This window comes from Actinacidiphila glaucinigra, assembly GCF_900188405.1.
GTDB classification, from domain to species: domain Bacteria; phylum Actinomycetota; class Actinomycetes; order Streptomycetales; family Streptomycetaceae; genus Actinacidiphila; species Actinacidiphila glaucinigra.
Genome location: NZ_FZOF01000015.1, coordinates 161522 through 174747, shown reverse-complemented (window position 1 = coordinate 174747; position 13226 = coordinate 161522). Strand labels below are relative to the sequence as shown.

Below are 13226 nucleotides of genomic sequence, written 5' to 3'. Positions count from 1 at the left end.
GAACGCTCTGGAACTCGGTGGTTCGACCGTCTTCTCCGACCCACGCGGTCGGGCGTGTCGCTTCCCTTCCCTTAAATCTCCGCATGGCGGAGACCCTCAGGGAGGGGATACGTGGGAGAAGACACCCACCGAGCGCCTGGCGAGCACCCCGCTGACGCTTCCCGGAAGATTCCCGTACGTCCGCCACCCCGCCTGGGGCGGAGAGTGACGACGAGTACTGTGGGACTCGCTTCCGGTCCTCCCGACGGGAGGCGCGCAGCATCGGCACTCGACCGAGCAACCCGGCTAGTCTGCCATACCGGACGGGCCGGACGCCAATCGGGGCGCAGTACCTTACCCCCCGGCCCCGCTCCCCCAAACCCGGGTCAGAGTCCGGATGTGTACACCAGCAGCCGCGGGGTGCCGGCCGGGGCGTCGACGGGCACGCCGGGCGTGGCGTTGGCGAGCAGCCAGGAGGCGAGGAAGGGCGAGTCGGCGTCCCCGTACGTGTCCTTGTAGAGCGCCGCCACTCCCGTGACGTGCGGGGCGGCCATCGAGGTGCCGCTCATGCGGACCAGGCCGCCGCCCATGGCCGCGGAGGTGATCCCCGTCCCCGGGGCGCTGATGTCCACGCAGCCGCCCCAGTTGCTGAAGGACGCCTTGCGGTCCGACTCGTCGATCGCGGCCACGGTGAACGCGCCCGGCGCTCCGGCCGGGGAGACCCCGCAGGCGTCCTCGTCGGAGTTGCCCGCGGCGACGACCGAAAAGACCCCCGCGGCCGCCAACCCCTCCACCGCGCGGTCGGCCGCGTCGCTGTGCGCGCCACCGGTCGACAGGTTGGCGACCGCGGGCTTCACCGCGTGGGCGGCCACCCAGTTCATCCCGGCGACCACCGTGGCCACCGACCCGCGGCCGTCGCAGCCCAGCACCCGCACCGAGACCAGCTTCGTGGCCCGGGCCACCCCGGTGGTGGCGCCGCCGACGGTACCGGCCACGTGCGTGCCGTGGCCGTTGCAGTCGGCGCCGTCCCGGCCGTCCTCCACCGCGTCGAACCCGGGCGCCGCCCGCCCGCCGAACTCGGCGTGCCCGAAGTCGATACCGGTGTCGATGACGTACGAGGTGACCTTGGCGCCCGTCGCCCGCACGCCGAAGGCCGCGCCCTCGCGGGCCCGGCTGCCGATGCGGGTCAGGCCCCAGGACGCCTCGGCGGCTGCCGCCGCCGTCTGCGAAGCCGGCCTCGGTGCCGCCACCTCGGCGTCCTGCTCCACGGCCTCCACCCCGGGCACCGCGCGCAGCCGCGTGACCTGTCCGTCGGTCAGCCGGGCGGCGAAGCCCACCAGCGCGCTGGTGTACGTGAACATCGGCCGCGCCTCGACGCTGCGCAGCACCGTGCCCGGGTCCGTACCCGGCCGCAGCATCACCAGGTACTGCCCGGTGATGCCGCCCTGCGCCGCCATCCGCAGCGGGGCTCCCGGCGGCTCCGGTGCCGCGACGGCGCCGCCGAGGGCGGGCAGGACGGCCGTCAGGACGGCGGCGGCGACCACTGCCCGGCGCTGGGACAGGCGCATGGCGGGCTCCTCGGGGGACTCGTACGGGTGTGCACCGAACGTCACAAGTCGTAACACCGAGTGGTCGCGCCCTGCTCGCGCAGTGCGCCGATCGGGCGAGGGGGCACGGCGGTCCGTCGACGCGGCAGCCGGGGCGGTCGCGTCCCGGTGACGTGTGCGCGTCGCCCGAGTGGCGCACACCGGGACGGTGCCCGGCAACCTCCCGGGCACAACGGCCCTCTAGCGTGACGTGAAGATCGCTCCCACCCGCCGGCGCCTCCTCGCCGCCCTCGCCGCCGGCACCGCGGCCGCCGCCGTGGGCGGCTGCTCCCGGCCGGGGGTCGCGGCCACCGGTCCGGACCCGGCGCCCGCTCCCCTGGCGTTCCGGACCACGGCCGGCGGAGCGCGGCTGCTCCAGGTGCTGGCGCACCCCGACGACGAGCTGTACTTCATGAACCCGGACACCGTGCATCTCGTCGAGGCGGGCGTCCCCGTGGTGTCGGTGTACGTCACCGCGGGCGAGGCGCACGGCGTCAACCGCCCGCCGGGACGGCCGCGTCCGGCACCCGACAAGGCCGCCTACTCCGCCGCCCGCCACCAGGGGCTGCGGCAGGCGTACGCGGCGATGCTCGGCACCGACGTCTTCACGCCCTGGCGGCGCGGCACCGTGCGCCTGGCGCACGGCATGTCCGCCGAGGTCGACGAGCTGCGCGTGGGCGACCGCGAGGCGGTGCTGGTCTTCCTCAACCTCGCCATGCACGGCACGACCGACCGGGTCGGGCTGCCGCAGCTGTGGCAGCTGCCCGGCATGACCCTGCCGACCTTCCCCTCAGCGGGCTCGCCCAACGCCACCAGGGACACTTACACCCACGAGGTCCTGGTGGACGTGCTCACCGGCCTGCTGGAGCGCTACCGGCCGACCGTCGTCCACACCCTCGACCCCGATCCGGACCTGGAGGCCAACGAGGCCACCCGGCGGCGGGACATCGAGCAATCGGGCTACAGCGACCACTGGGACCACACGGCGACCGCGCTCTTCGCCTGGAAGGCCGTCGCCCGCCACGCCGACGCCGTGGCCCGCGACGAGGGCGTCGCACCCGCCTTCCTGACGACGGCGTACCGCGGCTACTACAACCGCCACTGGCCCCACAACCTGCCGCCCGCGCTGCTGCGCCGCAAGGCCGGCTACCTCGCCCCGTACGGCGGCGCCCCCGACTGGCCGTGCGGCGACCCCTCCGGCTGCGGCGACTACCAGGTCGGCATGGGCAGACCGCTCACCAACCGCAAGGGCTGGGTGCGCAGCACCCATTACCGTCACCCCGGCACCCGCCTCGTGCCGGGGACCGACGCCCAGGGGCGGCTGGTGGCCCACGGTGTGCTCGGCACGCGTGCGGTGCGCTGGCGGGAGACGGCCCCCGGCAGCGGGCGCTGGGGCCCGCCGCGGGACCTGGGCGGCGGGCCCCTCGCCCCCGCGCTGAGCGTCGTGGCCGACCCGGCGGGCGGCGGGCCGCTGCTGTTCGCGCTGCGGTTCGCCTCCCTGGCGAGCGACCGGGCGGCGAACACCCGGGACGTGGTGGTGCTGGAGGAGGGCCGCGACTGGCAGGGGCTCGGCTCCCCCGAGGACGACCCGGACCGGGGCCGCAGGATCGGCGTGCCCGTCGCGGTGGCCGTCCCGGACGGCCGGGTGCACCTGTTCGTGCGCAACGCCGCCAAGGGCCTGAGCGCCCGCGTACGGGAGCCCGGCGGGATCTGGGGCGGCTGGCAGGACCTCGGCGGCGGCGAGGTCCAGGACGGGCTGAGCGCGGTCGTGGACCGCGACGGACGGGTCCATGTGTTCGCCGCCGGGCGGGCCGCCGTGCACCACTGGTCCCAGGACGCGCCGGGGCGGCCGCTCGCCTGCCGCGTACTGACCGCGCTGCCGGTCCCGGCCGATCCCCCGGCCGCCGCCGCGGAGCCCGACGGCTCGCTGTCGCTGGTCTACCGGCTGCCCGCGAGCGACGAACTCCTCGTCCACCGGCTCGGCGCCGTCCGGGCGGCGGCCGGTCCGGACCGGCCGCGGACCTTCGACGGCTACGGTCCGGTCGCCCGGGCCCAGGGGCTGCTCGCCGGCCGCGCCGCCGACGGCGCCGTCCACGTGGCCGCTCTCGCCCACCCGGCCCGCGCGCTGCGCCCGGGCGCCCCCGGGTACGGCTTCCCGGCCCTGCACACCCGCCCCGGCGCCCGGCCGGCCGTCGTGGGCTTCGGGACGGACGCGTCCCCCTGGATCTGGCGACCGGAGCTGCGCACCCCGGCCCAGGCCCCGGCCCGGTGACCACAGGGCCCCGGGACAACGGCGAGGGCCCCGGCCCACCGCGTGAGCGGTGGGCCGGGGCCCTCGTGCAACTCGCCTACGGCAAGCGGCAGATCGCCGGGATCCTTACTTCAGGATCTTGGTGACCTGGCCGGCGCCGACGGTCCGGCCACCCTCACGGATGGCGAACTTCAGGCCCTCCTCCATGGCGATCGGCTGGATCAGCGCGACCGTCATGGCGGTGTTGTCGCCCGGCATGACCATCTCGGTGCCCTCGGGGAGGGTCACGACGCCGGTCACGTCCGTGGTACGGAAGTAGAACTGCGGGCGGTAGTTGTTGAAGAACGGGGTGTGACGACCACCCTCGTCCTTCGACAGGATGTAGGCCTGGGCCTCGAAGTCGGTGTGCGGCGTGACCGTACCCGGCTTGATGATGACCTGGCCGCGCTCGACGTCCTCGCGCTTGATGCCGCGGAGCAGCAGACCGACGTTCTCACCGGCCTGGCCCTCGTCGAGCAGCTTGCGGAACATCTCGATACCGGTGACCGTGGTGGTGGTCTTCTCGGTCTTGATGCCGATGATGTCGACGGTCTCGTTGACCTTGAGGATGCCGCGCTCGATACGACCGGTGACGACGGTGCCACGACCGGTGATCGTGAAGACGTCCTCGATCGGCATCAGGAACGGCTTGTCGACGTCGCGCTCGGGGGTGGGGACGGCCTCGTCCACGGCCTTCATCAGACCGAGGAGCTTCTCGCCCCACTCCTTGTCGCCCTCCAGCGCCTTCAGCGCGGAGACGCGGACGACCGGCAGGTCGTCGCCCGGGAACTCGTACTCGGAGAGCAGCTCACGGACCTCGAGCTCGACGAGCTCCAGGATCTCCTCGTCGTCCACCATGTCGGCCTTGTTCAGCGCGACGACGATGTAGGGAACGCCGACCTGGCGGGCCAGGAGCACGTGCTCCTTGGTCTGCGGCATCGGACCGTCGGTGGCGGCGACCACGAGGATGGCGCCGTCCATCTGCGCGGCACCGGTGATCATGTTCTTGATGTAGTCCGCGTGACCCGGGCAGTCGACGTGCGCGTAGTGACGCGCGTCGGTCTGGTACTCGACGTGCGCGATGGAGATGGTGATACCGCGCTGCCGCTCCTCCGGCGCCTTGTCGATCTGGTCGAACGGCGTGAAGGGGTTCAGGTCCGGGTACGCGTCGTGCAGCACCTTGGTGATCGCAGCGGTAAGAGTGGTCTTACCGTGGTCGATGTGACCGATGGTGCCGATGTTGACGTGCGGCTTAGTCCGCTCGAACTTCGCCTTCGCCACTGGGGTCCTCCTGGGGAGTTGCTGTACGCCTTACTTCATCGGCGCCAGGGTGATCTTTGCTGGGTTACGGGCGGCCGGGGCATCCGACGCTCCCCTTGCGGTTCGCGGCGGAATGCCCCCAAGCCTCCCGGTCAAGCCTAGTGCGGGAACAACTGCTGTGTTACTCGCCCTTGGCCTTCGCGATGATCTCCTCGGCGACGTTCTTGGGAACCTCGGCGTAGGAGTCGAACTGCATCGAGTAGCTCGCGCGACCCGACGTCTTGCTGCGGAGGTCGCCGACGTAGCCGAACATCTCCGACAGCGGCACCAGGCCCTTGACGACCCGGGCGCCACTGCGCTCCTCCATGGCCTGGATCTGGCCACGGCGGGAGTTGAGGTCGCCGATGACGTCGCCCATGGACTCCTCGGGCGTGGTGACCTCGACGGCCATCATCGGCTCGAGGAGGACGGGGCTCGCCTTGCGGGCGCCCTCCTTGAAGGCCTGCGAACCGGCGATCTTGAACGCCAGCTCGGAGGAGTCGACCTCGTGGTAGCCACCGTCGAGAAGGATGACGCGAACGCCGACCATCTCGTAGCCGGCCAGGATGCCGAACTTCATGGCCTCCTGGGCGCCCGCGTCCACCGACGGGATGTACTCGCGGGGGATGCGGCCACCGGTGACCTTGTTGACGAACTCGTAGGAGGCGTCTCCGCCCTCCAGCGGCTCCAGCGCGATCTGCACCTTCGCGAACTGGCCGGTACCGCCGGTCTGCTTCTTGTGCGTGTAGTCGATCCGCTCGACCGTCTTGCGGATGGTCTCGCGGTAGGCGACCTGGGGCTTGCCCACGTTCGCCTCGACCTTGAACTCGCGCTTCATGCGGTCGACCAGCACCTCGAGGTGCAGCTCGCCCATGCCGCCGATGATCGTCTGACCGGTCTCCTCGTCCGAGTGGACCTGGAAGGAGGGGTCCTCCTCCGAGAGACGCTGGATGGCGACACCCAGCTTCTCCTGGTCGCCCTTGGACTTGGGCTCGATCGCGACCTGGATGACCGGAGCCGGGAAGTCCATGGACTCCAGGATCACCGGGTTCTTGTCGTCGGACAGCGTCTCACCGGTGGTGGTCTGCTTCAGGCCCATGACGGCGACGATGTCGCCGGCGCCCACCGACTCGATCTCCTCACGCTTGTTCGCGTGCATGCGGTAGATCTTGCCGATGCGCTCCTTCTTGCCCTTGACGGAGTTCAGCACGGAACTGCCGGACTCCAGGCGGCCCGAGTACACCCGGACGAAGGTGAGCTTGCCGAGGTGCGGGTCGCTCATGATCTTGAACGCGAGACCCGAGAAGGGCTCGTCGTCCGAGGGCTTGCGCTTGATGATCTGCTCGGCGTCGCCGACGGCGTGGCCCTCGATGGCCTCGACGTCCAGCGGCGACGGCAGGTAGCGCACGACCGCGTCGAGCAGGGGCTGGACGCCCTTGTTCTTGAACGCGGTGCCGCAGAACACCGGGGTGACGGTGACGGAGCCCGCGCCGCCCTTGGAGGCGAGGGTGATGCGGCGGATGGCCGCCATCAGCTGCTCCTGGCTGGGCTCGGTGCCCTCCAGGTACAGCTCCATCATCTCTTCGTCGTTCTCGGCGACGGCCTCGAGCAGCTTGCCGCGCCACTCGTCGGCGGCCTCGGTGTGGGTGTCCGGGATGTCGACGACGTCGTACATCTCGCCCTTGGTGGCCTCGGCGGACCACACGAGGGCCTTCATCTGGACGAGGTCGACCACGCCCTTGAAGTCGGCCTCGGCACCGATCGGCAGCTGCATGACCAGCGGAACCGCGCCCAGGCGGTCCACGATCATGTCGACGCAGCGGTGGAACTCGGCACCGGTCCGGTCGAGCTTGTTGACGAAGCAGATGCGCGGCACGCCGTAGCGGTCGGCCTGACGCCACACGGTCTCGGACTGGGGCTCGACACCGGCGACACCGTCGAACACCGTGACAGCACCGTCGAGCACGCGCAGGGAACGCTCCACCTCGACGGTGAAGTCGACGTGACCCGGCGTGTCGATGATGTTGATCGTGTGATCGACGTTCTCCAGCGGCCAGTGACAGGTCGTCGCGGCGGACGTGATCGTGATGCCGCGCTCCTGCTCCTGCTCCATCCAGTCCATCGTGGCAGCGCCGTCGTGGACTTCGCCGATCTTGTACGAGACACCGGTGTAGAACAGGATCCGCTCGGTGGTCGTCGTCTTGCCCGCGTCGATGTGGGCCATGATCCCGATGTTGCGGACCCTGGCCAGGTCAAGTGAAGTGGTAGCCATAAGGCTTCAGTCTTCTCTCGGTTCTCTCGATGGGGGCGCGGACTACCAGCGGTAGTGCGCGAAGGCCTTGTTGGACTCGGCCATCTTGTGGGTGTCCTCGCGACGCTTGACCGCGGCGCCCAGACCGTTGCTGGCGTCCATCAGCTCGTTCATCAGACGCTCGGTCATGGTCTTCTCGCGGCGGGCGCGGGAGTAGCCCACCAGCCAGCGCAGCGCCAGGGTGTTGGCACGGCCGGGGCGGACCTCGATCGGCACCTGGTAGGTCGCGCCACCGACACGGCGGGACTTGACCTCCAGGGAGGGCTTGACGTTCTCCAGGGCGCGCTTGAGCGTGATGACCGGGTCCTGCCCGGTCTTCTCGCGCAGGCCCTCGAGGGCGCCGTACACGATGCGCTCGGCGGTGGAGCGCTTTCCGTGCAGAAGAATCTTGTTGACGAGCGACGTCACCAGAGGAGAACCGTAGACCGGGTCGATGATGACCGGGCGCTTCGGGGCGGGGCCCTTACGAGGCATTCTTACTTCTCCTTCTTGGCGCCGTAGCGGCTGCGGGCCTGCTTGCGGTTCTTGACACCCTGGGTGTCGAGCGAGCCGCGGATGATCTTGTAGCGAACACCCGGCAGGTCCTTCACACGGCCACCACGCACGAGCACGATGGAGTGCTCCTGCAGGTTGTGACCCTCACCCGGGATGTAAGCGGTGACCTCGATGCCGCTGGTCAGTCGCACACGCGCGACCTTACGCAGGGCAGAGTTCGGCTTCTTCGGGGTGGTGGTGTAGACGCGCGTGCAGACGCCGCGGCGCTGGGGGGACCCCTTCAGCGCGGGCGTCTTGTTCTTCTCGACCTTGTCTTGCCGGCCCTTTCGGACCAGCTGCTGGATCGTAGGCACCGTTTCTCCGGTTTCTGTGTGCCGATCTCGATACTTCTAACCTGGGGTTTCAGCGGCTCACGCCGACCCACGCGGTCGGGTGTGTCGCGCACCTCATACGATTTCCGTCGAAGCGAAAGTGCGTATTTGTCGGTGTATCGGCCTCGGTGTCCCGTACGGACAAGTGCACGCACGAGAACCCGGGCACACCCCAGGCACAAGGTCAGAGCGTACCCAGCGCTCAGCCTTCGGTCAAAACATATGGTCTCGGCCGATGCCGCACCCTCCCGCCGGGCTCCGCCGGATGCTCGCGGGAACGCACTCAGCCGTGACTGACCGCCACTACCACCATAACGACGATCGCCGTGAGCGCGACCGTGAACGCGGTCAGAAGGTATCCCATCACCAGGCCGCACACCGCGAGCGCGTCGCCCCGCTCGCCCGTGCGCCGGATCTCCCGGCGCGCCATGTGCCCCAGCACCACGGCCGGTATCCCGGGGATCAGCAGTCCGAACATCCCCACCGCACCGCAGACCAGCGAGGCGACCGCCTTGGCGTTCACGGCCGGCGGCGGCGTGGGCAGCCGGCGGGGACGCGGGATGTCCACGGTGAGTCCGTACAGCTCCTGGTACGTCACCGCCTGGTAGGCCAGCCCGACCCGGTCCTCGAACTCCGGCTGGGTCAGCCGCCCTTCGGCGAACGCCGTCTTGAGCACGTCCACCGTACGCTCGCGATCATCGTGCGCAGCCCGCATCGCTCCATTATGCCCGGAAAACCACGTTCCGAGGGAGTCCCGTCACACGGTCGGCCGGACCGCGCCGCGCCTCCCCCGGTTCGAGCCGCCCGCAAAGGCCCCCAGGCCCGTCCAGGACGGCGGAAAGCCGCTGGGCGGCCACCCCCCGAAGGGATGGCCGCCCAGCGGCCTCGAGCGGACGACTCAGCCGTTGTACGGGCCGTAGTCGTAGTCCTCCAGCGGGACGGCCTGGCCGGAGCCGGTGCCGAACGGGCTGTAGTCGATGTCGTCGTAGCCGACGGCCGAGTACATCGCGGCCTTGGCCTCCTCGGTCGGCTCGACCCGGATGTTGCGGTAACGGGCCAGACCCGTACCGGCCGGGATGAGCTTGCCGATGATGACGTTCTCCTTGAGGCCCAGCAGCGAGTCGGACTTGGCGTGGATCGCCGCGTCGGTCAGGACTCGGGTCGTCTCCTGGAAGGAGGCGGCCGACAGCCAGGACTCGGTGGCCAGCGAGGCCTTGGTGATACCCATCAGCTGCGGACGGCCGGAGGCCGGGTGGCCACCCTCCGCCACGACCCGACGGTTCTCGGTCTCGAAGCGGCCGCGCTCGACCAGCTCGCCCGGCAGCAGCTCCGCGTCGCCGGACTCGATGATCGTCACCCGGCGGAGCATCTGCCGGATGATGATCTCGATGTGCTTGTCGTGGATCGACACACCCTGCGAGTTGTAGACCTTCTGCACTTCCCCGACCAGGTGGACCTGGACGGCCCGCTGACCCAGGATGCGCAGCACGTCGTGCGGGTTGGTGGCACCCACGGTCAGCCGCTCGCCGACCTCGACGTGGTCGCCCTCGCCCACCAGCAGACGGGCACGCTTGGAGATCGGGTAGGCGATCTCCTCGGCACCGTCGTCCGGGGTGATGACGATCTTCTTGGTCTTCTCCGTCTCCTCGATCCGGATGCGGCCGGCCGCCTCCGAGATCGGGGCGACACCCTTGGGGGTACGCGCCTCGAAGAGCTCGACGACACGCGGCAGACCCTGGGTGATGTCGTCACCGGCCACACCACCGGTGTGGAAGGTACGCATCGTCAGCTGGGTGCCGGGCTCACCGATGGACTGGGCGGCGATGATGCCGACCGCCTCACCGATGTCCACCAGCTTGCCGGTCGCGAGCGAACGGCCGTAGCACATCGCGCAGGTGCCCACCGCGGACTCGCAGGTCAGGACCGAGCGGGTCTTGACCTCCTCGACGCCGTTGCGGATGAGCTGCTCGATGAGCACGTCGCCCAGGTCGGTGCCGGCGGTGGCCAGCACCTTGCCGTCCACCACGACGTCCTCGGCGAGGCAGCGCGCGTACACGCTGGTCTCGACGTCGTCCGTCTTGCGCAGCGAACCGTCCTCGGAGCGCTCGGCGATCGCCAGCTTGAGGCCGCGCTCGGTGCCGCAGTCCTCCTCGCGGATGATGACGTCCTGGGAGACGTCGACCAGACGACGCGTCAGGTATCCGGAGTCGGCGGTACGCAGAGCGGTGTCCGCGAGACCCTTACGGGCACCGTGGGTGGAGATGAAGTACTCCAGCACGGTGAGACCCTCGCGGAACGACGCCTTGATCGGCCGCGGGATGGTCTCGTTCTTCGCGTTGGACACCAGACCACGCATACCCGCGATCTGACGCATCTGCATCATGTTTCCGCGGGCACCCGAGTCGACCATCATGAAGATCGGGTTGGTCTTCGGGAAGTTCGCGTTCATCGCCTCGGCGACCTCGTTGGTCGCCTTGGTCCAGATCGCGATGAGCTCCTGCGTGCGCTCGTCCTTGGTGATCAGACCGCGCTCGTACTGCTTCTGGACCTTCTCGTCCTGTGCCTCGTAGCCCGCGATGATGGCCTTCTTGGCCTCGGGCACGACGATGTCGGAGACGGCCACGGTGACGCCGGAACGGGTCGCCCAGTGGAAGCCGGACGCCTTCAGGTTGTCGAGCGTCGCCGCCACGATGACCTTCGGGTACCGCTCGGCCAGGTCGTTGACGATCTCGGAGAGCTGCTTCTTGCCCACCGGGTAGTCCACGAACGGGTAGTCCTCGGGCAGCAGCTCGTTGAAGAGCGCACGGCCCAGGGTCGTGTTCAGCCGGAAGGAGTCACCGAGCTGCCAGGGCTCCTCGCCCTCGACGTCCGCCGGCGGGGTCCAGCCACGCGGCGGGACGGTCCCGATCGGGAACCGGATGTCGATCCTCGACTGCAGCGAGAGCTCGCGCGCGTCGAAGGCCATGATCGCCTCGGCGGTCGAGCCGAACGCCCGTCCCTCGCCCCGGAGCTCGCGCTCCTCCGCGTCCGTGGTGAGGAAGAACAGACCCAGGACCATGTCCTGCGTCGGCATCGTCACCGGACGGCCGTCAGCGGGCTTGAGGATGTTGTTCGAGGACAGCATCAGGATGCGGGCCTCGGCCTGCGCCTCCGCGGACAGCGGCAGGTGCACGGCCATCTGGTCACCGTCGAAGTCCGCGTTGAACGCGGTGCAGACGAGCGGGTGGATCTGGATGGCCTTGCCCTCGACCAGCTGCGGCTCGAAGGCCTGGATGCCGAGGCGGTGCAGGGTCGGCGCACGGTTCAGCAGCACCGGGTGCTCGGCGATGACCTCTTCGAGCACGTCGTACACGACCGTGCGGCCGCGCTCGACCATGCGCTTGGCCGACTTGATGTTCTGCGCGTGGTTCAGGTCCACCAGGCGCTTCATCACGAACGGCTTGAAGAGCTCCAGCGCCATGGCCTTGGGCAGACCGCACTGGTGCAGCTTGAGCTGCGGGCCGACGACGATGACCGAACGGGCCGAGTAGTCGACGCGCTTGCCGAGCAGGTTCTGACGGAACCGGCCCTGCTTGCCCTTGAGCATGTCGGACAGCGACTTCAGCGGACGGTTGCCGGGGCCCGTGACCGGGCGGCCGCGGCGGCCGTTGTCGAAGAGCGCGTCGACGGCCTCCTGAAGCATGCGCTTCTCGTTGTTCACGATGATCTCGGGGGCACCGAGGTCGAGGAGGCGCTTGAGGCGGTTGTTGCGGTTGATGACGCGGCGGTACAGGTCGTTCAGGTCGGAGGTCGCGAAGCGGCCACCGTCCAGCTGCACCATCGGACGCAGGTCCGGCGGGATCACCGGGACGCAGTCCAGCACCATGCCCTGCGGCTTGTTGGTGGTCTGCAGGAAGGCGGAGACGACCTTGAGGCGCTTGAGCGCACGGGTCTTCTTCTGGCCCTTGCCGGTACGGATGATCTCGCGGAGCTTGGCGGCCTCCTCGTCGAGGTCGAAGGACTCCAGGCGCTTCTGCAGCGCCGCGGCACCCATCGAACCCTGGAAGTAGGTGCCGAAGCGCTCCCGCAGCTCGCGGTAGAGCAGCTCGTCACCCTCCAGGTCCTGGACCTTGAGGTTCTTGAAGCGGGACCACACCTCGTCGAGCCGGTCGAGCTCGCGCTGGGCACGGTCGCGCAGCTGCTTCATCTCACGCTCGGCGCCCTCGCGCACCTTGCGGCGCACGTCGGACTTGGCGCCCTCGGCCTCCAGCTCGCCGAGGTCGGCCTCGAGCTTCTTCTGCCGGGACTCGATGTCCGAGTCACGGCGCTGCTCGATCTGCTGACGCTCGACGGAGACCTGGGCCTCCAGCGAGGACAGGTCGCGGGTGCGACGCTCGTCGTCCACCCACGTGATCATGTAGGCGGCGAAGTAGATGACCTTCTCGAGGTCCTTGGGGGCGAGGTCGAGCAGGTAGCCCAGCCGCGACGGAACGCCCTTGAAGTACCAGATGTGGGTCACGGGAGCGGCCAGCTCGATGTGGCCCATCCGCTCACGACGCACCTTGGCGCGAGTGACCTCGACGCCGCAGCGCTCGCAGATGATGCCCTTGAAGCGGACACGCTTGTACTTGCCGCAGTAGCACTCCCAGTCCCGGGTGGGGCCGAAGATCTTCTCGCAGAAGAGTCCGTCCTTCTCGGGCTTCAGGGTGCGGTAGTTGATGGTCTCAGGCTTCTTGACCTCGCCATGGGACCACTGCCGGATGTCGTCCGCGGTCGCAAGGCCGATCCGCAGCTCGTCGAAGAAGTTGACGTCGAGCACTTTGTCGTCAATCCCTCTTTCGGGGTCGAAAGTCAAACATGTCTGAACGGTCCGGGGGAGGCGGGGAGCCGCTCACTGCGGCTCCCCGGCCGGCCCG

The 13226-nt window shown here is 69.6% G+C and carries 8 protein-coding genes; 1 reads left to right on the top strand and 7 read right to left on the bottom strand.

From position 1 onward, the window contains the following. Positions 1-365: 365 nt before the first annotated feature. Complete coding sequence (locus tag CHF15_RS26780) at positions 366-1547, bottom strand: S8 family peptidase (protein ID WP_089226441.1); 1182 nt, start codon at positions 1545-1547, stop codon at positions 366-368. A gap of 229 nt (positions 1548-1776) precedes the next feature. Here CHF15_RS26780 and CHF15_RS26775 point away from each other — a divergent pair, with 229 nt between their 5' ends. Beyond that, on the top strand, positions 1777-3837 hold the full coding sequence (locus CHF15_RS26775; protein ID WP_089226440.1) for a PIG-L family deacetylase: 2061 nt from the start codon (positions 1777-1779) through the stop codon (positions 3835-3837). A gap of 105 nt (positions 3838-3942) precedes the next feature. Here the strand turns inward: CHF15_RS26775 and tuf are convergent, their stop codons facing one another. The 6 genes from tuf to CHF15_RS26745 form a co-directional block, all read right to left on the bottom strand. Next, positions 3943-5136, bottom strand: a complete 1194-nt coding sequence (tuf, locus tag CHF15_RS26770; protein WP_089226439.1) for an elongation factor Tu — start codon at positions 5134-5136, stop codon at positions 3943-3945. A gap of 160 nt (positions 5137-5296) precedes the next feature. Further along, the gene (fusA, locus tag CHF15_RS26765; RefSeq protein WP_089226438.1) at positions 5297-7426 is read right to left on the bottom strand and encodes an elongation factor G; all 2130 of its coding nucleotides are present in this window, start codon (positions 7424-7426) and stop codon (positions 5297-5299) included. A 42-nt stretch (positions 7427-7468) separates the two neighbouring features. Continuing rightward, a complete protein-coding gene (rpsG, locus tag CHF15_RS26760; RefSeq protein ID WP_018558864.1) occupies positions 7469-7939 on the bottom strand; it encodes a 30S ribosomal protein S7 in 471 nt (156 codons plus the stop codon). A 2-nt stretch (positions 7940-7941) separates the two neighbouring features. Then, positions 7942-8313 (bottom strand): 30S ribosomal protein S12, encoded by a 372-nt coding sequence (rpsL, locus tag CHF15_RS26755; RefSeq protein WP_014144289.1) that lies wholly within the window; start codon positions 8311-8313, stop codon positions 7942-7944. Between the two features lie 301 nt (positions 8314-8614). Next, positions 8615-9046 carry a DUF1707 and DUF4190 domain-containing protein gene (locus CHF15_RS26750; RefSeq protein WP_089226437.1) on the bottom strand — a complete coding sequence of 144 codons (432 nt, stop codon included), beginning with the start codon at positions 9044-9046 and terminating at the stop codon, positions 8615-8617. Between the two features lie 183 nt (positions 9047-9229). After that, positions 9230-13129 carry a DNA-directed RNA polymerase subunit beta' gene (locus tag CHF15_RS26745; RefSeq protein WP_018558862.1) on the bottom strand — a complete coding sequence of 1300 codons (3900 nt, stop codon included), beginning with the start codon at positions 13127-13129 and terminating at the stop codon, positions 9230-9232. Positions 13130-13226 lie beyond the last annotated feature (97 nt).

Coding starts and splice junctions, on each gene's coding strand:
- CHF15_RS26780 (WP_089226441.1), bottom strand. CDS start 1,547: ATGCGCCTGTCCCAGCGCCGGGCAGTGGTCGCCGCCGCCGTCCTGACG.
- fusA (WP_089226438.1), bottom strand. CDS start 7,426: ATGGCTACCACTTCACTTGACCTGGCCAGGGTCCGCAACATCGGGATC.
- CHF15_RS26750 (WP_089226437.1), bottom strand. CDS start 9,046: ATGCGGGCTGCGCACGATGATCGCGAGCGTACGGTGGACGTGCTCAAG.
- rpsG (WP_018558864.1), bottom strand. CDS start 7,939: ATGCCTCGTAAGGGCCCCGCCCCGAAGCGCCCGGTCATCATCGACCCG.